Here is a 22,054-nt window from a genome sequence, read left to right on the forward strand (position 1 = left end):
AGCGGACCAAACCGCACTGCAACATCGGCACCATCGGCCACGTCGATCACGGCAAGACGACGCTGACGGCGGCGATCACCAAGATTCTGGCGGAATCGGGTGGGGCCGAATTCACGCCCTTTGACCAGATCGACAAGGCGCCGGAGGAAAAGGCGCGCGGCATCACCATCGCCACGGCGCACGTCGAATACGAGACCGAAAACCGCCACTACGCCCACGTCGACTGCCCGGGCCACGCCGATTACGTCAAGAACATGATCACCGGTGCGGCCCAGATGGACGGCGCCGTGCTGGTGGTTTCGGCGGCTGATGGTCCGATGCCGCAGACCCGCGAGCACATCCTGCTGGCCCGCCAGGTGGGTGTGCCGGCGATCGTGGTCTACATGAACAAGGTCGACCAGGTCGACGATCCGGAGATCCTGGAACTGGTCGAGCTCGAGGTGCGCGAGCTGTTGTCGAGCTACCAGTTCCCCGGCGACGACATCCCGGTGATCCAGGGCTCGGCCCTGGCGGCGCTGGAGGACGGCGACGAGGCCACGGGCAAGCAGTCGGTGCTGGAACTGATGGCGGCGGTGGATAACTACGTGCCGCAGCCCGATCGGCCCAAGGACAAGCCCTTCCTGATGCCCATCGAGGACGTCTTTTCGATCTCGGGCCGGGGCACGGTGGTGACGGGCCGCATCGAGCGCGGCGTGGTCAACGTCGGCGAGGAGGTCGAGATCGTCGGTATCAAGGAGACCTCGAAGACGACCTGCACCGGCGTCGAGATGTTCCGCAAGCTCCTCGACCAGGGCGAAGCCGGCGACAACGTCGGCTGCCTGTTGCGCGGCATCGACCGCGACGCGGTCGAGCGCGGCCAGGTTCTGGCCAAGCCCGGCTCGATCACGCCGCACACCAAGTTCTCGGCCGAGGCCTACATTCTTACCAAGGACGAGGGCGGCCGGCACACGCCGTTCTTCACCAACTACCGGCCGCAGTTCTACTTCCGCACGACCGACGTGACGGGCCAGGTGGCGCTGCCGGAAGGCACCGAGATGGTGATGCCGGGCGACAACGTGTCGATGGAGGTCGAGTTGATCTCGCCCATCGCCATGGACGAGGGCCTGCGTTTCGCCATCCGCGAGGGCGGCCGCACCGTGGGTGCCGGCGTCGTCGCCAGCATTATCGAATAGGGGGTCGAAGGGGAAGCGCATACGCGCCGGTCCGACGGAGTAGACCATGGTCAACCAGAACATCCGCATACGCCTCAAGGCGTTCGATCATCGTGTGCTCGATCAGTCGGCCAGCGAGATCCTGAGCACCGCCAAGCGCACCGGCGCCCAGGTTCGCGGCCCCATTCCGCTGCCCACCAGGATCGAGAAGTACACCGTGTTGCGCTCGCCCCACATCGACAAGAAATCGCGCGAACAGTTCGAGATTCGCACCCATCGGCGGCTCTTGGACATCGTCGACCCGACTCCCGAGACTGTCGACGCGCTGATGAAGCTCGACCTGGCGGCCGGCGTCGACGTCGAGATAAAGGTCTAGGGGGAGCCCCATGCGAAGCGGACTGATCGCCCAGAAAGTCGGCATGTCGCGGCTGTTTACGCCCGCGGGCGGCCACGTGCCGGTGACCGTGCTGCGCCTCGAGGAATGTCAGGTGGTGGCCCAGCGGACCTATGATGTGCATGGCTACGATGCCGTGCAGCTCGGCGTCGGCAAGGCCCGGGTCAAGAACGTCTCGAAGGCCATGCGCGGCCATTTCGCCAAGGCCCAGGTCGAGCCGCGCCGCCGCTTGGCGGAGTTCCGCGTCAGCCCTGACGCCTTGATCGAGGTGGGCAGCGAGCTTTCGGCCCAGCACCTGGTGCCGGGCCAGTACGTCGACGTCACCGCCTCGAGCATCGGCAAGGGCTTCGCCGGGGCCATGAAGCGGCACAATTTCTCGGGCCTGCGCGCCAGCCACGGCGTTTCGGTATCGCATCGCGCCCACGGCTCCACCGGCCAGTGCCAGGATCCCGGCAAGGTCTTCAAGGGCAAGAAGATGGCCGGCCATATGGGCGCCAAGCGCGTCACCACCCAGAACCTGGAAGTGGTCGAGACCGACGGCGAGCGCGGCCTGATCTTCATCCGCGGCGCCGTGCCCGGTTCCAAGGGCGGCTGGGTGCTGATCCGTGACGCCATCAAAAAGACCCTGCCCGAAGAGGCGCCCTTTCCGGCCGGCCTCAAGGGCGGCACGGCTGCCCCCGAGTCGGAGCCTGAGCCGGAGGCCGAAGCGCCGGCCGAGCCCGAAACCGAATCAGCGGCCGAGCCGCCGGCCGAGCAGGAGGGCGCCTAGCCATGAAGGCCAAGGTCACCACGCTCGACAACAAGAGCGCCGGCTCGATCGATCTCGATGACGCCATCTTTGGCCTCGAGCCGCGTCCCGACCTGTTGCACCGGGTGGTCAACTGGCAGCTCGCCAAGCGCCGCGCCGGCAACCACAAGACCCTCGGCATCAGCGAAGTCAGTGGCACCGGCGCCAAGCCCTACCGCCAGAAGGGTACCGGCCGGGCGCGCCATGGCAGCCGCCGTTCGCCGCAGTTCCGCGGCGGCGCCGTGACCTTCGGCCCGGTGCTGCGCAGCCACGCCACCAAGCTGCCGCGCAAGGTGCGCCGGCTGGGCCTGATGAACGCGCTCTCGGCCAAGCAGCAGGAAGGCAAGCTGGTGATCCTGGAAGCGGCGGCGCTCAAGGACGCCAAGACCAAGACCCTGGCCGGCAAGCTCGACAAGCTGACCTGGGGCCGGGTGCTGATCATCGACGGCCCCGAGGTCGACGCCAATTTCGCCCGCGCCGCGGCCAACCTGCCCGATATCGACGTGTTGCCGGCCCAGGGCGCCAACGTTTACGACATCCTGCGCCGCGACACCCTGGTGCTGACCAAGGCGGCGGTGGAGCGCCTGGAGGCGCGCCTCAAATGAAGAGCGCCAAGATCTCCCGCGAGCGCATGTACGACGTCATCCGCAGTCCCGTGGTGACGGAGAAGTCGACCCAGGGCTCGGAACACAACCAAGTCACCTTCCGGGTCGCCGGCGATGCCACCAAGCCCGAGATCAAGGCTGCCGTCGAGGGCCTTTTCGAGGTCAAGGTGGAAAAGGTCAATACCCTCAACCAGGAAGGCAAGCGCAAGCGTTTCCGCGGCCTTCCCGGCCGCCGCCCAGGCTACAAGAAGGCCATGGTGACGCTGGCCGAGGGTCAAATGATCGACATCATGACGGGGATCTAGGGGAATGGCGCTCAAGACCTACAAGCCGACCACGCCCTCTCGGCGTCAGCTCGTCCTGGTCGACCGCTCGGCCTTGTGGAAGGGCAAGCCGGTCAAGGCCCTGACCGAGGGCCTGGCGCGCAAGGGCGGGCGCAACAACGCCGGCCGCATCACGGCGCGCCGCATCGGCGGCGGCCACAAGCGCGCTTTGCGCAATATCGACTTCAAGCGCACGAAATTCGACGTGCCCGGCACCGTGGAAAGGCTGGAATACGACCCCAACCGCTCCGCCTTCATAGCGCTGGTGCGCTACGAGGACGGCGAGCAGGCCTACATCCTGGCGCCCCAGCGGGTGCGCCCGGGCGACAGCGTAATCGCCGGCGAGCGGGTCGACGTCAAGCCCGGCAACGCCATGCCGATGCGCAACATCCCCGTCGGCACGATCATTCACAACGTCGAGATGAAGCCCGGCAAGGGCGGCCAGATCGCCCGTGCCGCCGGCGCCTACGTGCAACTGGTGGGCAAGGACGCGGGTTATGCGCTGCTGCGCGTGACCTCGGGCGAGCAGCGCATGGTGCGGGCCGAGTGCATGGCCACCATCGGTGCGGTTTCCAATCCCGACAAAAAGAACATCAAGCTCGGCAAGGCTGGCCGCAAGCGCTGGATGGGCAAACGCCCCTCGGTGCGCGGCGTGGCCATGAACCCGGTCGACCATCCCCACGGCGGCGGCGAGGGCCGCACCTCGGGTGGCCGCCATCCCGTGACGCCCTGGGGCAAGCCGACCAAGGGCAAACGCACGCGCTCCAACAAGCAGACCGACCGCTACATCATGCGGCGGCGGCGCACGCGCAAGAAGAAGTAGGAGAACCCGTGGCACGTTCAGTCTGGAAAGGCCCCTTCGTCGACGGCTTTCTGCTCAAGAAGGCCGAAGAGGCGCGCACCTCTGGGCGCAAGGACGTGATCAAGACCTGGTCGCGACGTTCGACCATCCTGCCCCAGTTCGTCGGCCTCACCTTCGGCGTCTACAATGGCCACAAGTTCATCCCCGTGCTGGTCACCGAGAGCATGGTCGGCCATAAGCTCGGCGAGTTCTCGCCCACCCGCACCTACTCCGGCCACGGCGGCGACAAGAAGGCGCGGAGGGCCTAGGGCCATGGGCAAGAAAGCCACGCCCCGTCAGCTTGCCGACAGCGAAGCCATGGCCGTGGCGCGCCGGCTGCGCGTCAGTCCGCAAAAGCTCAATCTGGTAGCCCAGAGCATCCGCGGCAAGAACGTCTCGGCCGCGCTGGCGACCTTGATGTTCGAGCGCCGCCGCATCGCCGGCGACGTGCGCAAGGTGCTGCAATCCGCCGTGGCCAACGCCGAGAACAACCATCAGCTCGACGTCGACCGGCTTTTCGTGGCCGAGGCCAGCGTCGGCAAGACCATGGTCATGCGCCGCTGGCGCCCCCGGGCTCGTGGCCGCACCGGCCGCATCATCAAGCCCTTCAGTCAAATCACCATCGTCGTGCGCGAGCGCGAGGAGGAGATCGCCTAATGGGTCAAAAAGTAAATCCGATCGGTCTGCGCGTCGGCGTCAACCGCACCTGGGATTCGCGCTGGTACGCCGAAGGCCAGGAATACGGCCGGCTGCTGCACGAAGACCTGCGCATCCGCAGCTTTCTGGAGAAGCGTCTGACCCAGGCCGGGGTCTCGAAGATCGTCATCGAGCGCCCGGCCAAGAAGCCGCGCATCACCATCCATTCGGGCCGGCCCGGCGTGGTCATCGGGCGCAAGGGCGCCGACATCGAGCGCCTGCGCACGTCGCTCAACGAGATGACCGGCAGCGAGGTCCACCTCTCCATCATGGAGATCCGCAAGCCCGAGATCGACGCCACCCTGGTGGCCGAGAACATCTGCCAGCAGCTCGAACGCCGGGTGGCCTTCCGGCGTGCCATGAAACGCGCCGTGCAGTCGGCCATGCGGCTGGGTGCCCAGGGCATCCGCATCAACTGCGGCGGCCGCCTGGGCGGCGCCGAGATCGCCCGCACCGAGTGGTACCGCGAGGGCCGCGTGCCGCTGCACACCTTGCGTGCGGACATCGACTATGGCCAGGCCACGGCGCTGACCACCTACGGCACCTGCGGCGTCAAGGTCTGGGTCTTCAAGGGTGAGATCATGGCCCACGACCCGATGGCCCAGGACAAGTTGCTGGCCGAACAGCAGCAACTGACGCAGCGCTAGGCCGGGGAAAAGGTTGAGCCCAAATGTTGCAGCCCAAACGCACCAAGTTCCGCAAGGCCCACAAGGGCCGCATCCACGGCTTTGCCACCCGGGGCACGACCTTGACCTTCGGCACCATCGGCCTCAAGGCGCAGGCGCCGGGCCGCGTCACGGCGCGCCAGATCGAGGCTTGCCGGCGCGCCATCACGCGCCACATCAAGCGTTCGGGCCGGGTCTGGATCCGCATCTTCCCCGACGTGCCGGTGACCACCAAGCCGACCGAGGTGCGCATGGGCAAGGGCAAGGGATCGCCGGAATACTGGATGTGCCGGGTCAAGCCGGGCCGCATCCTCTTCGAGCTCGGCGGGGTGCCGCCCAACGTCGCCGAGGAGGCCTTGCACCGCGGCGCCGCCAAACTGCCGATGCTGACCCGTGTCGTCAGCCGTATCGGCGAGGGAGCGAATTGATGAAGGCCGAGGAACTCAGGGGCAAGACGCCCGACGAGCTCAAGCAGCAGCTCCTGGAGCTCAAGAAGGAGGCTTTCAATCTGCGCTTCCAGCAGGCCTCGGGGCAGCTCGAAAACACCGCGCGGCGCCGCCAGGTGCGGCGCGACATCGCCCGTATCAAGACCGTGGTGCGCGGTCAGCCAAGCCAGTCGTCGTAGGAGATCGCGATGCCCAGACGTGTTTTGCAGGGAGTGGTCGTCAGCGATGCCAACGACAAGACCATCGTGGTGGAGGTCGAACGCCGCATCAAGCACCCGCTCTACAAGAAATTCATCCGCCGCTCCAAGAAGGTTCACGCCCACGATCCCGATAACACTGCCAAGCAGGGCGACAAGGTGCGTATCCGGGAGTGCCGGCCGATCTCCAAGCTCAAGAGCTGGGAGCTGGTGGCCGGCGAATAGGCCGGGCCCGTGAGGAAAAGGGTGAGACGATGATTCAGGCCGAGACAAACCTCGAAGTCGCCGACAACTCGGGCGCCCGCCGGGTTCAGTGCATCAAGGTGCTGGGCGGCTCGAAGCGCAAGTCGGCTTCCGTGGGCGACATCATCGTGGTTACGGTCAAGGAGGCGATCCCGCGTGGCCGCGTCAAGAAGGGCGATCTGCATCGCGCCGTGGTGGTGCGCACCGCCAAGGAGATCCGCCGCAGCGATGGCTCCGCCATCCGCTTCGACCGCAACGCGGCGGTCTTGATCACGCCCCAGGGCGAGCCCATCGGCACCCGCATCTTCGGCCCGGTGACCCGCGAGCTGAGGGCCAAGCAGCACATGAAAATCATCTCGCTGGCACCGGAGGTGCTGTGATGGCGAAGAAATTCAAGATCAAGAAGGGTGACGAGGTGGTGGTCCTCTCGGGCCGCGAAAAGGGCAAGCGCGGCAATGTGCTGCGCGTCCTCGGCCAGCAGGAGCGGGTCATCGTCCAGGGTGTCAACATGGTCAAGCGCCATACCCGCCCTGCCGCCGGCAGCCCCGGCGGCATCGTCGAGAAGGAGAGTGGCATCCACATCTCCAACCTCTCTCACATCGACCCCAAGAACAACCAGCCGACCCCCGTCGGCTTCCGCTTTCTCGAAGACGGCCGCAAGGTGCGCTTTGCCAAGCGCTCCGGCGAAATCATCGATCTTTAGGAACCAGCGCCATGGCCCGGCTGCAAGAACAATACAACGGCGTCATCAAGTCCGAACTGCGCGAGCGCTTCGACTATGCCAACGTCATGCAGGTGCCCAAGCTCGACAAGATCATTCTCAACATGGGCGTCGGCGAGGCTTCCCGCGACAACAAGATCATGCCCCACGTGATCGAGGACCTGACCGCCATCTCGGGTCAGAAGCCGATGGTCACCAAGGCGCGCCGCTCGATCGCCGCCTTCAAGCTGCGCGACGGCATGGATGTGGGCTGCAAGGTGACGCTCAGGCGCACCCGCATGTACGAATTCCTCGACCGCCTGATCACCATTGCGCTCCCTCGGGTCAGGGATTTTCGCGGCATCTCGCCCAAGAGCTTCGACGGCCACGGCAATTTCGCGCTGGGCCTCAAGGAACAGATCGTCTTTCCCGAAATCGATTACGACAAGGTCGATGCCATCCGCGGCATGAACGTCGTCATCGTTACCACAGCCAAGACCGACGCCGAGGCGAGGGAATTGCTCGCCGCTTTCGGCGTGCCGTTCACGGAGTAGGGGCGCCGCGCGCGCGTTCCAAGGAGAAACTGCATGGCAAAAAAGAGCGCCGTCCAACGCAACAACCGACGCGCCCGCCTGGCGGCCAAGTTCGCCGGCCGGCGGGCTCGCCTGAAGACCATCGCCTGCGACGAGACGGTGCCTCAGGAGGAGCGCTTCGCGGCGCGGATCAAGTTGGCCGAGCTGCCGCGCAATTCGGCACCTTCGCGGGTGCGCAACCGCTGCGAGCTGAGCGGCCGCCCGCGCGGCTATTACCGCAAGCTCAGGATGTCGCGTATCGCGCTCAGGGAGCTGGCCTCGCGCGGCCAGATCCCCGGCATGGTCAAGTCGAGCTGGTAGGGGAGATCGCGCCATGACCATGTCCGATCCCCTGGGCGATATGCTGACCCGCATCCGCAACGGCCAGCAGGCCCGCCTCAACACGGTGTCGAGCCCGGCCTCGCGCTTTCGCTCCAACGTGCTCGAGGTGCTCAAGCGCGAGGGCTACATCCGCGGCTTCGAGCGCCAGGAGCCGGAGCCCGGCAAGCCCGAGCTGCAGATCGAGCTCAAGTATCACGAGGGCGAGCCGGTGATCAGGGCCATCGACCGTGTGTCGACGCCGGGCCGACGGGTCTATTCCTCGATCAGTGACCTGCCCCGAGTGTGCAACGGTCTCGGCATCTCCATTCTGTCGACGCCGCAGGGCGTGCTCTCCGACGGCGAGGCGCGGGCCGCCAACGTCGGCGGCGAAGTGCTCTGCAGCGTGCTCTAGGGGTCGCCCGGATGTCGCGCATTGGACAAAAACCTGTGGCGCTTCCCGCCGGCGTCCAGGTCGAGCTGAGTGGGCGCGATGTGCGCGCCAAGGGACCCAAGGGCGAGCTGGCCATGACGCTGGTCGACGAGGTCGAGGCCAAGATGGAGGAGGGCGCCGTGGTGGTCTTGCCACGGGGCGATTCCAAGCGGGTGCGCGCCATGTGGGGCATGCAGCGCTCGTTGGTCAACAACATGGTGGCGGGTGTCTCGGAGGGTTTCAGCATCGATCTCGAGATCGTCGGCGTGGGCTACCGCGCTGCCGTCGAGGGCGCCGTGCTCAATCTCCAGCTGGGCTACAGCCATGAGATTCACCACGCCATCCCCGAGGGTATCGAGATCGCCTGCGAACGGCCGACGGCGATCAAGGTGTCGGGGGCCGACCGCCAGAAAGTGGGTCAAGTGGCGGCCGAGATCCGCGCCTATCGCAAGCCCGAGCCCTACAAGGGCAAGGGCATCAGGTATTTGGGCGAACACGTATTCCGCAAGGAAGGCAAGAAGAAGTAGGACCGATGAGCTTATCCAGGACACTCCACCAGCGCCGCCAGCGGCGCAACCGCCAACACTTGCAGAAAGCCGCCGGCGGCCGGCCGCGGCTCAGCGTTTTTCGTTCCAGCAAGAACATCTACGCCCAGATCATCGATGATGCCGAGGGCCGGACGTTGGCCGCGGCCTCGAGCCTGGACAAGGATCTGCGCGCCGAGCTGAAGGCCGGCGGCAATACCGCCGCCGCCACCCGGGTCGGCACGCTGATCGCCGAACGGGCCAAGGCGGCCGGTGTCGAAGTGGTGGTTTTCGACCGCGGCGGCAATCTCTTTCACGGCCGCGTCAAGGCGCTGGCCGAGGCGGCCCGCGAGGGCGGCCTCAAGTTCTGAAGGCAGGAGCACAGGCCATGGCCAATCCCTATTCCTCCTACGACCGCGGCGAAAGCGAGGTCGTCGACAAGCTGGTCAGCATCAACCGCGTCGCCAAAGTGGTGAAGGGCGGACGGCGCTTCGGTTTCGCGGCCCTGGTGGTGGCCGGTGATACCAAGGGCCGGGTGGGCTATGGCCAGGGCAAGGCGCGTGAGGTGCCGGAGGCCATTCGCAAGGCCACCGAGGCGGCCAAGCGCAACATGATCCGCGTGCCCTTGCGTGAGGGACGTACGCTGCACCATGACGTGAGCGGCCGCTATGGCGCCGGGCGCGTGCATCTGCGTGCCGCCCCGGCCGGCACCGGCATCATCGCCGGCGGTCCCATGCGCGCCGTTTTCGAGACGCTGGGCGTGCAGGACGTGGTGACCAAATCGATCGGCTCGTCCAATCCCTACAACATGGTCAAGGCGACCTTCGCGGCCCTGGAAGAAGTGATGTCGCCGCGTTCGGTGGCGGCGCGGCGGGGCAAGAAGGTCAGCGAAATCGTCGGCCGGCGCAGCCAGAACGCCGAAGAGGCCAAGGAGTAAGCCATGCCAAGGAGTTGGTTATGAATGCGGCCAAGAAGACCCTGACCGTGCGTCAGACGCGCAGTCCCATCGGCAGGCGGAGCGACCAGCGGGCAACCCTGGTCGGGCTCGGTCTCAACAAGATGCATCGCCGCCGCGAACTCGAGGATACGCCGGCCGTGCGCGGCATGATCAACAAGGTCAAGCATCTCGTCGAGGTCGAGGAAACCAGCTAGGCCACAGCGGGCCAAACAGGAAATTCGCCATGAAACTCAATCAGCTTTCGGCAAATCCCGGCTCGGCCAAGTCGCGAACCCGCGTCGGCCGCGGCCCCGGTTCGGGCAAGGGGCGCACGGCGGGGCGGGGCAACAAGGGCCAGAACTCGCGCTCGGGGGTCGCGCTGAAGGGCTTCGAGGGCGGCCAGATGCCGCTTTACCGGCGTCTGCCCAAGCGTGGCTTCAACAATATCTTCCGCAAGGAATTCGCCGAAGTAAACATCGGCCGCCTGCAGACGGCCATCGATGCCGGCAAGCTCGATGCCGCGAAGCCCGTGACCATGGCGCTGCTTTGCCAGGCCGGGCTGGTGACGCAGTTGCGTGATGGCGTGCGGCTGCTGGCCAAGGGCGAGCTCACGGCCAAGCTCGAGATCGAGGTCTCCGGCGCTTCCAAGGCCGCCCAGGCGGCGGTCGAGAAGGCCGGCGGCACGGTCAGCGTGGTCGGCCCGGTTGCCCGGCCCAAAAGCCCGCCGCAGGGACGCAAGGGCGGCAAGGCAAAGAAGTCCGCCGAAGACTCAGGGAACTGATCGACCGCAATCATGCCCTCCGCCGCCGAACAACTCGCCGCCAACATCAACTTCGGTGCCTTCGCCAAGGCCACGGAGCTGAAACGGCGCATCTGGTTCACGCTGGCCGCTCTGATCATCTACCGGCTGGGCACCTATATTCCGCTGCCCGGCATCGACCCGGTGGTGTTGCAAGAGATCTTCAAGCAGAACCAGAGCGGCATCCTGGGCATGTTCGACATGTTCGCCGGCGGGGCGCTGGGGCGCATGACCATATTCGCGCTCAATATCATGCCTTACATCTCGGCCTCCATCATCATGCAGCTAATGACCACGGTGTCGCCGCACCTGGAGCAGCTCAAGAAGGAAGGCGAGAGCGGGCGCAAGAAGATGAACCAGTACACCCGCTACGGCACCGTGGTGCTGGCGGCGGTACAGGCTTATGGCATTGCTTCCGGCCTCGAGGGCATGAGCGGCTCGTCGGGCGGTGCCGTCATCGAGCCCGGCGTCTTTTTCCGCGCCACCACGGTCATCACGCTGACCGGCGGCACCATCTTCTTGATGTGGCTGGGCGAGCAGATCACCGCCCGCGGCGTCGGCAACGGTATCTCGCTGATCATCTTTGCCGGTATCGTGGCCAACCTGCCGTCGGCCTTGGCCAGTACGCTGGAACTGGGCCGCACGGGCGCGCTTTCCATGCTTTTCATTCTGGTGCTGCTGGTGATGTCGGTTGGCGTCATTGCCTTCATCGTCTTCATGGAACGCGCCCAGCGGCGCATCATCGTGCAGTACCCCAAGCGCCAGGTGGGCAACAAGATGTTCGGCGGCGAAAGCTCGCACCTGCCGCTGAAGCTCAACACCTCGGGCGTGATCCCGCCGATCTTTGCCTCGTCGCTGCTGCTGCTGCCCATGACGGTGGCCAACTTCGGGGCCGCCGGCGGGCCCGATTGGCTGACCTCGATCACGGCCCTGCTGGGCCGCGGCCAGCCGCTTTATCTCGGTCTCTACACGGCTGGTATCGCTTTTTTCGCTTTCTTCTACACCGCCGTCGTCTTCAACCCGACCGATACCGCCGATAACTTGAAAAAGTACGGCGGCTTCATCCCTGGCATCCGGCCGGGGCGCAACACGGCGGAATTCCTCGACCATGTGCTGACCCGGCTGACGGTGGTCGGCGCCGCCTACCTGGTGGCCGTCTGCCTGTTGCCCGAGATCCTGATATCGCAGTACTCGGTGCCCTTCTACTTCGGCGGCACCTCGCTGCTGATCGTGGTGACGGTGACCATGGATACGGTGGGGCAGGTGCATTCGCACCTGTTGGCCCACCAGTACGAGGGACTAATCAAGAAATCCAAGCTGCGGGGACGATCACGATGAATATCATTCTCTTGGGACCACCGGGCTGCGGCAAGGGAACGCAAGCCCGCCGCATCGAGGAACACCATGGCCTCAAGCAGCTCTCGACGGGCGACATGCTGCGCGCTGCGGTCGAGGCCGGCAGCGAAATCGGCAGCCAACTGGCCGAGATCATGAACCAGGGCCAATTGGTGCCCGACGACATCATCATCGGCATGATCTCGGAGCGCATATCTGACCCCGATTGCGCCCAGGGCTTCATCCTCGATGGCTTTCCCCGCACCCTGGTGCAGGCCGAGGCGCTTGACGCCATGCTCGAGCAAAAGGGCCTGGCGCTAAGTTCGGTGTTGGCGCTGACCGTCGACGACGAGGCCATGGTGGAACGCATTTCCGGACGCTTCACCTGCGCCGCCTGCGGCGCCGGCTACCACGACAGCTTCCAGCGGCCGCGAGACCCCGATCTCTGCGACGCTTGTGGCGGCCGTACCTTCAGCCGCCGCGATGACGACAACGCCGAGACCGTGCGCCACCGCTTGGATGCCTACCACGAGATGACGGCGCCGATCCTGCCCTATTACGAGGGCCGCGGCATTCTCAGGCCGGTCGACGGCATGGTTGCCATCGATACCGTCACGGCCGAAATCAACGCCGTCTTGAGGGCCGTCTAGATGGTTGACTTGCGCAGGCAAATTCCCAATAATCCCCCACCTTCCAGCGGCTTTGAAAATGAATGCCCCAGGAACACCCCAATGGCCGCCCGGGTGCCGGGCGGGGGTGTTCTTTGTCGTTTTGGAATACTTATAGGAGGTCCGGCGTGGCTCGCATAGCAGGCGTCAACATCCCTAGCAACAAGCGGGTGGAGATAGCGCTCACCTATATCTATGGCATCGGCCGCACCAAGGCCACGGAGATCTGCCAAAAGGCCAGCATCCCCGGCGAGCGCCGGGTCAACGACCTGAGCGAAACCGAGGCCATCCAGATCCGCGAGATCATCGACCGCGACTATATGGTGGAAGGAGATCTCAGGCGCGAGCATGCCATGAACATCAAGCGGTTGATGGATCTTGGCTGCTATCGGGGGTTGCGCCATCGCCGCGGCCTGCCGGTGCGCGGCCAACGCACCCACACCAACGCCCGAACCCGCAAAGGTCCGGCACGGCCCATCGCAGGAAAGAAGAAATAGGGGTGGCCGCCGTTCCCAGGCAGCAAACCCACGGTACTTAAGGACCGAAAATGGCGAAAGAAACGACGCGGGTAAAGCGCAGCGAGCGCAAAAACATAACCTCGGCGGTGGCACACGTTCATGCCACCTTCAACAACACCAAGATTACCATTGCCGATGCCCAAGGCAATGCCATTGCCTGGGCTTCGGCCGGGCAGCAGGGTTTCAAGGGCTCGCGCAAGTCGACGCCCTATGCCGCCCAGCTGGCCGCCGAGGATGCCGGTAAGAAGGCCATGGAACACGGTGTCAAAACCCTGGAGGTTCAGGTCAAGGGACCCGGCTCGGGGCGCGAAAGTGCGCTCAGGGCACTGCAGGCGGTGGGTTTCGTGGTGACCACGATACGCGATGTCTCGCCGATCGCCCACAACGGTTGTCGACCCCCCAAGCGGCGTCGGGTCTAGCTTTTGCAAGTTGCTCCGGTGGCTCAGCCATCGGTTGAATGAATTGAAAAACCACAGCGCGCCCGGGCCCCGTCGCGAAACCCGGCCCCGGCGCCAAGAACGTACGAAGGTGATCGTGTGATCCAGAAAAACTGGCAGGAATTGATCAAGCCCAACAAGCTGATCGTCGAGCCCTCGGTTCAGTCCCCGAGCCAGGCGACGTTGGTGGCCGAGCCGCTGGAGCGGGGCTTCGGCCTGACCCTGGGCAATTCGCTGAGGCGCGTGCTGCTGTCGTCGCTGCACGGTGCCGCCGTCACGGCGGTACAGATCGACGGCGTACTGCACGAGTTCTCATCCATCCCGGGCGTGCGCGAGGACGTTACCGACATCGTCCTCAACCTCAAGAGCCTGGCGCTGAAGATGAACGGCGAAGGCCCTAAGCGCATGACGCTGACCACCGAGGGGCCGGGCGAGGTGACGGCGGCGATGATCGAAACCGGGCCCGATATCGAGGTGCTGAACCCCGAACTCGTGATCTGCTTCCTCGACGAGGCCGCCACGGTGACCATGGAGTTGACCGTCAACGGCGGCACCGGCTACGTCCCGGCCGCCACCAGCCGCTCCGAGGAGGCGCCCATCGGCTTGATCCCGGTGGACGCCATCTATAGCCCGGTGCGCAAGGTTTCCTACAAGGTCGACAACAGCCGTGCCGGCCAGGTCCTCGACTACGACAAGCTGACCATGCAGATCGAGACCGACGGCACCGTGGTGCCCGAGGACGCGGTGGCCTATGCCGCCCGCATCCTGCAGGACCAGCTGCAGCTCTTCATCAACTTCGAGGAGCCGGCCTTCGTGGAGAAGGTCGAGGAGAAGGACGAGCCCGAGTTCAACCGCAATCTGCTGCGCAAGGTGGACGAGTTGGAGCTTTCGGTGCGCTCGGCCAACTGCCTCAAGAACGACAACATCGTCTACATCGGCGATCTCATACAGAAGACCGAAGGCGAAATGCTCCGGACCCCCAACTTCGGGCGCAAGTCCTTGAACGAGATCAAGGAAGTGCTGGCTCAGATGGGGCTGCACCTGGGCATGGAAATCACCAACTGGCCGCCCGAGAATATCGAGGAATTGGCCAAGAAGCTCGAGGAGCCGTTCTAGCGCGTCTCGCGCCAAACTTTCGGGAGTGGTCCATGCGTCATCGCAACAAAGGGCGCAAGCTCAATCGCACCAGCAGCCACCGCAAGGCCATGTTCAACAACATGGCGGCGGCCCTGATCAAGCACGAGCAGATCACCACGACACTGCCCAAGGCCAAGGAGCTAAGGCGTTTTGCCGAGCGCCTGGTGACGCTGGGCAAGCGGGGCGGCCTGCACGCCCGGCGCCAGGCACTGAGCCAGGTGCCCGACACCAATCTCGTCGAGAAGCTCTTTACCACGCTGGCCGAGCGCTATGCCGAGCGCCAGGGCGGCTACACCCGGGTGCTGCGGGCCGGGTTTCGCTACGGTGATTCGGCACCCATGGCGGTGATCGAATTCGTCGACCGCGACGAAGACGCCAAGGGCCAGGATTCCGGCCCCATGCCGGGCGATGAGGAGGAGGAGGCGGCCGCCGCGTGAGCGCGCAGCGAGCGCCTGGAGGAGAATTACGGGCAGCCCGGCGGGCTGCCCTTTTTGTCGCCGTGCTGGGTTTGGGCTTGGTCGGCGCGCCCTTTGCCGGCGCCGCCCAGACCAGCAAATCGGTGCCCGGCGGGAAATCCCAGATCGAGCTCTCGTTTGCCCCCCTGGTGCGCCAGGCGGCACCGGCGGTGGTCAACATCTACATCCGCAAGGTGGTGCGAACCGTGTTCCGTTCGCCCTTTCTCTCGGACCCCTTCTTCCGCCGCTTCTTCGGCGAGAACTCGCCCTTCGGCCGGCCCAGCGAGCGCATCCAGAATTCGCTGGGCTCGGGCGTGCTGGTCAGCCCGGACGGCCTGGTGGTGACCAACCACCACGTCGTCGCTGGGGCCGACGAGATCGTCGTGGCGCTGGCCGACCGCCGCGAATTCGCCGCCGAGCTGGTGCTGAGCGACGAAAAGACCGATCTCGCCGTGCTGCGTATCAAGCGGGACGGCGCAGGCGGCAAGGAAAGCTTTCCCTTCCTCGAGTTTCGCGATTCCGACCAGCTCGAGGTCGGCGATCTGGTGCTGGCCATCGGCAATCCCTTCGGTGTCGGCCAGACGGTGACCAGCGGCATCGTCTCGGCGCTCGCCCGCACCCGAGTGGGGGTGGCCGATTTCGGCTTCTTCATCCAGACCGATGCGGCCATCAACCCGGGCAATTCGGGTGGCGCCCTGATCGGCCTCGACGGCCGCCTGGTGGGCATCAACACGGCCATCTATTCCAAGTCCGGCGGCTCCATCAGCATCGGCTTCGCCATTCCCGCCAACATGGTGCGGGTGGTGGTCGAGGGTGCCAGCCGCGGCGGCAAGCTGGTGCGGCCCTGGCTGGGCGCCTCGGGTCAGCCCGTCAGCGCCGAAATCGCCGAGGCCCGCGGCCTCGAACGTCCCGGCGGCGTGCTGATCAACGAGGTCCATCCCGAGGGGCCGGCCAAGGCCGCGGGCCTGCGGGTCGGCGACATCGTGCTGGCGGTCAACGGCCAGGTCGTGCACGATCCCGCCGGCCTCGATTTCCGCATCGCGACGAGGCCGCTGGGCGGCAAGGCGCACCTCGGCATTCGCCGCAAGGGCCGGAAACTCAAGCTCGAGGTGGCGCTGCTCAAGGCACCCGAGACGCCGCCCCGCAATGTTACCCGGCTTAAGTCGGCCTCGCCCCTGGCCGGGGTTGCCATCGCCAACCTGTCGCCGGCCTTCGCCGAGGAACTGGGCATCGACCAGGGGCGCCGCGGCGTCATCGTGCTGGAGGTGCCCAGGGACAGCCCGGCCAGCCGGCTGCGTTTTCGTCCCGGCGACGTGCTGCTGCGCATCAACGACCAGGACATCGGCCGCGTCGCCGATGTGGCCCGGGCGCTGAAGAGCAGTGAGCGGCACTGGCGCATCGTGCTCAAGCGCAACGACCAAACGCTCTCCATCGAGGTCCGGGGGTGAACACGCTGTTCGAGGCGGCGGGGCTGGCCGACGGGGCGCCGACGCCGCTGGCCGAACGCCTGCGCCCGGCCAGTCTGGCGGCCGTGGTGGGCCAGGACCACTTGCTTGCCGACGAGGGCCCGATCGGTCGCATGGTGGCCCAGGGGCGTTTGGCGTCCTTGGTGTTGTGGGGGGGGGCGGGCACCGGCAAGACCACTATCGCGCGGCTGTTGGCCGATCACACGGGGCTCGAATTCAACCAGCTTTCGGCCGTCTTCTCGGGCGTCGCCGATTTGCGCAAAACCTTCGACGCGGCCCGTGAGCGCCGCCGGGACGGCTTCGGCACGCTGCTGTTCGTCGACGAGATCCATCGCTTCAACCGCTCGCAGCAGGACGCCTTCCTGCCCGTCGTCGAGGACGGCACCATCGTCCTGGTGGGCGCCACCACCGAGAACCCGTCGTTCGAGCTCAACGCGGCGCTCTTGTCGCGCTGCCAGGTGCTGGTGCTCAACCGCCTGGATGAGGGCGCGCTGGAAGAGCTGTTGATCCGCGCCGAGACGGCCGAGCAGCGTACCTTGCCGCTTGACGATGACGCCCGCCGGGCGCTGCGGGCCATGGCCGACGGCGACGGCCGGTATCTGTTTAACCTGGCCGAGGAGTTGTTTGCTCTCGAACCCGGTCCAGGGGCCTTACTCGATACGGCGGCCCTGGTCCAGGCCGTGCAAAAACGGGCGCCGGTCTACGACAAGGCCCAGGAAGGCCACTACAACCTGATCAGCGCGCTGCACAAGGCGCTCCGGGGCTCGGACGCCGATGCCTCGCTGTATTGGCTGGCCCGCATGCTGACGGCTGGCGAGGAGCCGCTCTACATCGCCCGCCGCCTGGTGCGCTTTGCCGTCGAGGACGTCGGGCTGGCCGATCCCCAGGCCCTGTTGCAGGCCGTGGCGGCCAAGGAGACGTACGATTTCCTGGGCAGTCCCGAGGGCGAATTGGCGCTGGCCCAGGCTGTGGTTTTCTTGGCCACGGCGCCCAAATCGAACGCGCTCTACAAGGCCTTGGGGGCGGCCAATCGGGCGGCCCGGGAATCAGGTTCGCTGATGCCGCCCAAGCATATTCTCAACGCGCCGACGCGGCTGATGAAGGACTTGGGCTACGGCGCCGGCTATCAATACGACCACGACGCCGAGGAGGGCTTTTCGGGCCAGGACTACTTCCCCGAGGAACTGCCGCGCCAGCGCTTCTACCGCCCCACGGAACGCGGCTTCGAGCGGGAGGTGGCCAAGCGGCTGGCCTATTGGCAGCGCCTGCGCGACGAGGCGGCCGACGAGGATGACTGAAGGCGGCGTCAGCAAGCACACCGTCGAGGCCGATGATGCCGGACGGCGCCTCGATCGCTGGTTTCGTGAACGCTTTCCCGAGCTCACGCACGGCCGTTTGCAAAAGCTCTTGCGCAGCGGCCAGGTGCGGGTCGACGGCGGCCGTGCCAAGGCCTCACTGAGATTGGCGGCTGGCCAGACCATTCGCGTGCCGCCGCTGGGTGAAGGGCGCTCCCGTCCCACCGCTGCGCCGCCTTCTGTAGGCGCGGCCGAGGCGGCCGAGCTGCGTGCCCGGGTGCTCTATCGCGACGACGAGTTGATGGCTTTCGACAAGCCGCCGGGCTTGGCCGTGCAGGGCGGCAGCGGCACCCCCCGACACCTCGACGCCATGCTCGAGGCGCTGCGCTTCGGCGCCCCTGAGAAACCGCGCCTGGTGCACCGCCTGGACAAGGATACCAGCGGGGTCTTGCTGCTGGCCCGCCATGGCGCGGCGGCGCGGCGCCTGACGGCGCTGTTTCGCCGCCAAGAGACGCGCAAGCTTTACTGGGCCGTCGTCGTCGGCCAGCCCAAGCCGGCCGCCGGGCGCATCGATCTGGCCCTGGCCAAGCAGCCCGGCCGGCACGGCGAGCGGGTGGCGGTTGCCGCGGGCCGCCCGGCGGCGACGCTTTACAGCACCCTCGAACACGCCGGCCGGCGGGCCGCCTGGCTGGCGCTCAGGCCGCTGACCGGCCGCACCCACCAACTTCGCGTGCATCTCGCCGAGCTGGGCACGCCGATCCTGGGCGACGGCAAGTATGGCGGTCGCGGCGCCTTCATCGAGGGGCTGGCGCGGCGTTTGCACTTGCACGCCCGGGCCATCACGCTGCCCGCGGCCGGCGGCGATGTCACATGGCGCGCCGCGCTGCCGCCGCATCTGGCGGAAACCTTCAGGTTTTTCGGATTTGATCCGAACCACGAAAGCGATCCGTTCGCGGATGAGGAATAGACGTGTTGCGCCCCAAACGAAACCCCGGCGAGACGCTGCTGCGGCTCGCCGGGGGCGTCGGGGTAGCCCGGGGGGGAGAGGGGCGACCCCTGATCGAAAGATGACATTACGCGTACGCGTCTGGTATTTGGCCTTCGTATCCGGGAACGGGGAGGCGTGCCCCCGATACGAAGCTGACGGAACTGCGTCCGTCATTCGATAAATTTGTTATAATCGGCCTGGACGAGAAAGTCGTTGTGGCAAATTGTCACACTAGAAAGGAAGTAGTTTTTACAATAATTACAAATGGTTAGGCGTTTCAAAAGATTGACCTTTTGGGAGGAATGACAATGTCGGTGGGAAAAATTGCCGCCATCATCCTCGGTCTCGTGGTGCTTGTCGTGGTGGCGCTCGGTGGTGTTTTGGCGTCGCTCGATTTCAACGATATGAAGGGCCTGGTGGCCGAGCGGGTCAAGGCGGCCACCGGCCGTCAACTGATCATGGCCGGCGACGTCGATCTCGAGCTTTCGCTGAGCCCGTCGTTGACGCTGCGTGACGTCAGCTTTGAGAACGCCGCCTGGGGCTCGCGACCCGAGATGGCGAAGCTCAAGCACTTCTCTGCCGAGGTGGCGCTGCTGCCGCTGATCAGCGGCAACCTCGAGGTCAAGCGGCTGGTGCTCGATGGCCTCGACTTAATCCTCGAGAGCGATGCCAAGGGGCGCGGGAATTGGCTTTTCGAGGCCGGCGGCCAGGCGGCTGGCGAGGCCACCGAGGGCGGCGCCTTGCCCAAGTTCGACAACGTGCTGGTCAAGAACATCACGATCGTTTGGCGCGACGGCGGCAGCGATGAGAGCCGCGAGATCAAGCTCGCCAAGTTCGAGGCCAAGGCCGCCGAGGCCGGCCGGATCGCCCTTTCCTTCGCCGCTTCGCTGGCCGGCCAGGCGGTCAGCGGCTCGGGTCGGGTCGGCGCGCTGCAGCGTCTGGGTGAGGGCCAACCCTATCCCGTGGCCCTCGACCTCGAGGCCGCCGGGGCCAAGATCAAAATCGCCGGCAGCATCGCCAAGCCCCTGGAAGGGGCTGGACTCGACTTCCAACTGGAGGTTGCCGGCCGCGACCTCGGGGCCCTGGGCGCCGCGCTTGGCGCGGAGCTGCCGCTGGGCGGCCCCTATGCACTCAAGACCGGGCTTGGGGGCTCGCCGGCCAAATTGACCCTTCATGGTCTGGTCCTCGAGCTGGCGGGCAGTGACCTGGCCGGCTCTCTCAACCTCGATCTCAGTGGCCCCCGCCCCGGCCTGACGGGCAAGCTGGCGGCCAAGCTGATCGACTTGACGCCGCTCATGCCGGCGTCGCCAGCCAAAGCTGCCAAGCCGGCCAAGCCCGGCGACCGCGTCTTCCCTGACGATCCCTTGCCGCTCGATGTCCTGGCCCTGGTCGATTTCGACCTTAGCCTCAGCGCCAAGACCGTCAAGCCGCGCAAGCTGGTGCTCAACGACCTGGCGCTCGAGCTGCGCAATGGCGCCGGCAAGGCCGAGTTCACGGTCAAAAAGGCCCGCCTCGACAAAGCCCGGCTCAGCGCTCGACTGGCGCTCAGCGGCTTGGCCGCCAGGCCCCGGGTCTCGAGCCGCTTCCAGGCCAAGGCCCTCGACATCGGCAAGTTGCTCAAGGACCTCGAGATCAGCGATCTTTTGGCGCTGAGCGCCGATGCCAGCGCCGATCTCAGCGGCCAGGGCCGTTCGTTGCGCGCCCTCATGGCCGGGCTCGACGGCAAAGAACTGGTGGCCGGCAAGGGCAGCGTCGCCAGCGAGTACGTCGATCTTATCGGCGCCGACCTGATCGGCGAGCTGATGCCCTGGAACGACAAGAAGACGCAGACCGAAATCAACTGCGTGGTGGCGCGTTGGGACGTGAAGCAGGGCATGGCCACGCTGACCGGTCTGCTGGCCGACACGGGCAAGGTCACGGTGACGGGCAAGGGCAAGATCGACCTGGGCAAAGAGGCCCTGGATCTCACCGTGCGGCCCCGGCCCAAGCAGGCTTCGCTACTCAGCCTGGCTGCCCCCATCGACATCGGCGGCACCTTGGCCCAGCCCTCGTTTGGCCTCAACAAGGCGGCCGTCGCGGTTGGCGTGGCCGGACTGGTGGCGGGCACGGCGATCAACCCGCTGGGCCTTCTGATTCCCTTGGTCAGCGGCGGCACGGGCGAGGCAAACCCCTGTGCCGATGCGGTTTCCGGCAAAGGCGGCAAGGCCGCCAAGGCCGGCGCCAAGGCCCGGCCGGCGGGCGCCGCCTCGGGCAGCGAGGCGGCCAAGCCGGGGGAAAAATCAGGCGGCCTCGGTGGCCTACTCAAGGGGCTGGGCGACAAGCTCAAGAGCGTCGTGCAGCCTCAGGACGAGAAGCGGGATCCCTAGCCCATATGGCATGAAACGGCTCTACGAGCACGTTGCTGTAGAGGCGATCGGGGCGGGCTGGGGCGTCAGCCTCGACGGCCGGGCCGTCACCACGCCGGCGCGGGCGCGGCTTTTGCTGCCGACGCCGGCGTTGGCCGAGGCATTGGCCCAGGAATGGCGCGGCCAGGGTGACGAGGTGCGGCCCGAAAGCATGCCGCTGACGCGCCTGGCGGCCAGCGCCATCGATCTCGTGGCCGAACGCCGCGAGGCCGTCATCGATGAAATCGCGGCCTTCGGCGCCAGCGATATGCTGTGTTATCGGGCTGACGGTGATGACGAACTGGCGGGCCGCCAGGCGGCGGCCTGGCAGCCCCTGCTGGACTGGGCCGCAGAGGCTCTGGGGGCGCGGCTCGGCGTCACTGGCGGGGTGCTGCCGTTGGCCCAGGACGCGGCGGCCCTGGCGGCCTTGCAGCGCCAGGTGGCGGGAGCCGGCGATTTTGCCCTGGCGGCGCTGCATGCCCTGGCCACGGCCAGCGGCTCGCTGGTGGTGGCCCTGGCGCTGTGGCGCGGCGAGATCGACGCCCGGACGGCGGTGGTGCTGAGCCAGCTCGATGAGGACTACCAGATCGAGCGCTGGGGCGAGACGCCCGAGGCGGCCGCGGGGCGGCGGGCGACGCGGCTGCAAATCGAACAGGCGGCGGTATTTCTGGCCCTGCTCCAGCCCTTTCCCGCTCGTGCCAACGACCCGAGTTGGCGTTTGTGATAAGCCCCATCCTGTG

The 22,054-nt window shown here is 66.3% G+C and carries 33 protein-coding genes; all 33 read left to right on the plus strand.

The features are described 5' to 3' along the window. Positions 1-1,172, plus strand: a 1,172-nt coding sequence (gene tuf, locus QGG75_02020; GenBank protein ID MDP6066023.1) for an elongation factor Tu, incomplete at its 5' end; no start/stop codon positions are given. A gap of 46 nt (positions 1,173-1,218) precedes the next feature. Further along, complete coding sequence (gene rpsJ / locus QGG75_02025; GenBank protein ID MDP6066024.1) at positions 1,219-1,527, plus strand: 30S ribosomal protein S10; 309 nt, start codon at positions 1,219-1,221, stop codon at positions 1,525-1,527. A gap of 10 nt (positions 1,528-1,537) precedes the next feature. Beyond that, entirely contained in the window at positions 1,538-2,314 is a 777-nt protein-coding gene (gene rplC, locus QGG75_02030) for a 50S ribosomal protein L3 (protein ID MDP6066025.1), read from the plus strand. A 2-nt stretch (positions 2,315-2,316) separates the two neighbouring features. After that, entirely contained in the window at positions 2,317-2,937 is a 621-nt protein-coding gene (gene rplD, locus QGG75_02035; GenBank protein MDP6066026.1) for a 50S ribosomal protein L4, read from the plus strand. Next, positions 2,934-3,242: a 50S ribosomal protein L23 gene (locus QGG75_02040; GenBank protein ID MDP6066027.1), complete on the plus strand. Its 309-nt coding sequence runs from the start codon at positions 2,934-2,936 to the stop codon at positions 3,240-3,242. Before rplD ends, QGG75_02040 begins: the two co-directional genes overlap by 4 nt. A 4-nt stretch (positions 3,243-3,246) precedes the next feature. Beyond that, entirely contained in the window at positions 3,247-4,083 is an 837-nt protein-coding gene (gene rplB, locus QGG75_02045; GenBank protein MDP6066028.1) for a 50S ribosomal protein L2, read from the plus strand. Positions 4,084-4,091: 8 nt separating this feature from the next. Further along, positions 4,092-4,370, plus strand: coding sequence for a 30S ribosomal protein S19 (gene rpsS, locus QGG75_02050; GenBank protein MDP6066029.1), 279 nt, complete (start codon positions 4,092-4,094; stop codon positions 4,368-4,370). A 4-nt stretch (positions 4,371-4,374) separates the two neighbouring features. Beyond that, entirely contained in the window at positions 4,375-4,758 is a 384-nt protein-coding gene (gene rplV, locus QGG75_02055) for a 50S ribosomal protein L22 (protein MDP6066030.1), read from the plus strand. Continuing rightward, positions 4,758-5,444 carry a 30S ribosomal protein S3 gene (gene rpsC, locus QGG75_02060; protein MDP6066031.1) on the plus strand — a complete coding sequence of 229 codons (687 nt, stop codon included), beginning with the start codon at positions 4,758-4,760 and terminating at the stop codon, positions 5,442-5,444. The genes rplV and rpsC overlap by 1 nt, the downstream gene beginning before the upstream one ends. 23 nt (positions 5,445-5,467) lie before the next feature. Beyond that, the gene (gene rplP, locus QGG75_02065) at positions 5,468-5,890 is read left to right on the plus strand and encodes a 50S ribosomal protein L16 (protein ID MDP6066032.1); all 423 of its coding nucleotides are present in this window, start codon (positions 5,468-5,470) and stop codon (positions 5,888-5,890) included. Further along, complete coding sequence (rpmC, locus tag QGG75_02070) at positions 5,890-6,087, plus strand: 50S ribosomal protein L29 (protein MDP6066033.1); 198 nt, start codon at positions 5,890-5,892, stop codon at positions 6,085-6,087. The genes rplP and rpmC overlap by 1 nt, the downstream gene beginning before the upstream one ends. Positions 6,088-6,096: 9 nt before the next feature. After that, on the plus strand, positions 6,097-6,330 hold the full coding sequence (gene rpsQ, locus QGG75_02075; protein ID MDP6066034.1) for a 30S ribosomal protein S17: 234 nt from the start codon (positions 6,097-6,099) through the stop codon (positions 6,328-6,330). Positions 6,331-6,359: 29 nt separating this feature from the next. Beyond that, positions 6,360-6,728, plus strand: coding sequence for a 50S ribosomal protein L14 (rplN, locus tag QGG75_02080; GenBank protein ID MDP6066035.1), 369 nt, complete (start codon positions 6,360-6,362; stop codon positions 6,726-6,728). Continuing rightward, positions 6,728-7,051, plus strand: coding sequence for a 50S ribosomal protein L24 (gene rplX / locus QGG75_02085; GenBank protein ID MDP6066036.1), 324 nt, complete (start codon positions 6,728-6,730; stop codon positions 7,049-7,051). Before rplN ends, rplX begins: the two co-directional genes overlap by 1 nt. 11 nt (positions 7,052-7,062) lie before the next feature. After that, complete coding sequence (gene rplE, locus QGG75_02090; protein MDP6066037.1) at positions 7,063-7,602, plus strand: 50S ribosomal protein L5; 540 nt, start codon at positions 7,063-7,065, stop codon at positions 7,600-7,602. Positions 7,603-7,635: 33 nt separating this feature from the next. Beyond that, positions 7,636-7,941: a 30S ribosomal protein S14 gene (rpsN, locus tag QGG75_02095; GenBank protein ID MDP6066038.1), complete on the plus strand. Its 306-nt coding sequence runs from the start codon at positions 7,636-7,638 to the stop codon at positions 7,939-7,941. 13 nt (positions 7,942-7,954) lie between these two features. Beyond that, positions 7,955-8,353, plus strand: a complete 399-nt coding sequence (rpsH, locus tag QGG75_02100) for a 30S ribosomal protein S8 (GenBank protein ID MDP6066039.1) — start codon at positions 7,955-7,957, stop codon at positions 8,351-8,353. Positions 8,354-8,364: 11 nt separating this feature from the next. After that, positions 8,365-8,898, plus strand: a complete 534-nt coding sequence (gene rplF / locus QGG75_02105) for a 50S ribosomal protein L6 (protein ID MDP6066040.1) — start codon at positions 8,365-8,367, stop codon at positions 8,896-8,898. 5 nt (positions 8,899-8,903) lie between these two features. Continuing rightward, positions 8,904-9,266 (plus strand): 50S ribosomal protein L18, encoded by a 363-nt coding sequence (gene rplR, locus QGG75_02110; protein MDP6066041.1) that lies wholly within the window; start codon positions 8,904-8,906, stop codon positions 9,264-9,266. A gap of 17 nt (positions 9,267-9,283) precedes the next feature. Then, positions 9,284-9,832, plus strand: coding sequence for a 30S ribosomal protein S5 (gene rpsE, locus QGG75_02115; GenBank protein ID MDP6066042.1), 549 nt, complete (start codon positions 9,284-9,286; stop codon positions 9,830-9,832). 20 nt (positions 9,833-9,852) lie between these two features. Further along, complete coding sequence (rpmD, locus tag QGG75_02120; protein ID MDP6066043.1) at positions 9,853-10,047, plus strand: 50S ribosomal protein L30; 195 nt, start codon at positions 9,853-9,855, stop codon at positions 10,045-10,047. A 29-nt stretch (positions 10,048-10,076) separates the two neighbouring features. Next, positions 10,077-10,613: a 50S ribosomal protein L15 gene (gene rplO / locus QGG75_02125; GenBank protein MDP6066044.1), complete on the plus strand. Its 537-nt coding sequence runs from the start codon at positions 10,077-10,079 to the stop codon at positions 10,611-10,613. A gap of 12 nt (positions 10,614-10,625) precedes the next feature. Then, complete coding sequence (secY, locus tag QGG75_02130; GenBank protein ID MDP6066045.1) at positions 10,626-11,969, plus strand: preprotein translocase subunit SecY; 1,344 nt, start codon at positions 10,626-10,628, stop codon at positions 11,967-11,969. After that, complete coding sequence (locus QGG75_02135) at positions 11,966-12,616, plus strand: adenylate kinase (protein MDP6066046.1); 651 nt, start codon at positions 11,966-11,968, stop codon at positions 12,614-12,616. The genes secY and QGG75_02135 overlap by 4 nt, the downstream gene beginning before the upstream one ends. A 146-nt stretch (positions 12,617-12,762) precedes the next feature. After that, the gene (rpsM, locus tag QGG75_02140; protein ID MDP6066047.1) at positions 12,763-13,131 is read left to right on the plus strand and encodes a 30S ribosomal protein S13; all 369 of its coding nucleotides are present in this window, start codon (positions 12,763-12,765) and stop codon (positions 13,129-13,131) included. A gap of 50 nt (positions 13,132-13,181) precedes the next feature. Continuing rightward, positions 13,182-13,571, plus strand: coding sequence for a 30S ribosomal protein S11 (gene rpsK / locus QGG75_02145; protein MDP6066048.1), 390 nt, complete (start codon positions 13,182-13,184; stop codon positions 13,569-13,571). A 117-nt stretch (positions 13,572-13,688) separates the two neighbouring features. Further along, positions 13,689-14,705 (plus strand): DNA-directed RNA polymerase subunit alpha, encoded by a 1,017-nt coding sequence (locus tag QGG75_02150; protein ID MDP6066049.1) that lies wholly within the window; start codon positions 13,689-13,691, stop codon positions 14,703-14,705. Between the two features lie 32 nt (positions 14,706-14,737). Continuing rightward, positions 14,738-15,163, plus strand: a complete 426-nt coding sequence (gene rplQ / locus QGG75_02155; GenBank protein MDP6066050.1) for a 50S ribosomal protein L17 — start codon at positions 14,738-14,740, stop codon at positions 15,161-15,163. After that, a complete protein-coding gene (locus tag QGG75_02160) occupies positions 15,160-16,629 on the plus strand; it encodes a DegQ family serine endoprotease (GenBank protein MDP6066051.1) in 1,470 nt (489 codons plus the stop codon). Before rplQ ends, QGG75_02160 begins: the two co-directional genes overlap by 4 nt. Continuing rightward, positions 16,626-17,945, plus strand: coding sequence for a replication-associated recombination protein A (locus QGG75_02165; GenBank protein ID MDP6066052.1), 1,320 nt, complete (start codon positions 16,626-16,628; stop codon positions 17,943-17,945). The genes QGG75_02160 and QGG75_02165 overlap by 4 nt, the downstream gene beginning before the upstream one ends. Continuing rightward, positions 17,938-18,909, plus strand: a complete 972-nt coding sequence (locus tag QGG75_02170; protein MDP6066053.1) for an RluA family pseudouridine synthase — start codon at positions 17,938-17,940, stop codon at positions 18,907-18,909. Before QGG75_02165 ends, QGG75_02170 begins: the two co-directional genes overlap by 8 nt. A gap of 329 nt (positions 18,910-19,238) precedes the next feature. Beyond that, complete coding sequence (locus QGG75_02175) at positions 19,239-21,296, plus strand: AsmA family protein (GenBank protein MDP6066054.1); 2,058 nt, start codon at positions 19,239-19,241, stop codon at positions 21,294-21,296. A 10-nt stretch (positions 21,297-21,306) separates the two neighbouring features. Beyond that, positions 21,307-22,038, plus strand: a complete 732-nt coding sequence (locus tag QGG75_02180; protein MDP6066055.1) for an ATP12 family protein — start codon at positions 21,307-21,309, stop codon at positions 22,036-22,038. Positions 22,039-22,054: the final 16 nt, after the last annotated feature.

The sequence above is a fragment of the Alphaproteobacteria bacterium genome, from assembly GCA_030740435.1.
GTDB lineage: Bacteria > Pseudomonadota > Alphaproteobacteria > UBA2966 > UBA2966.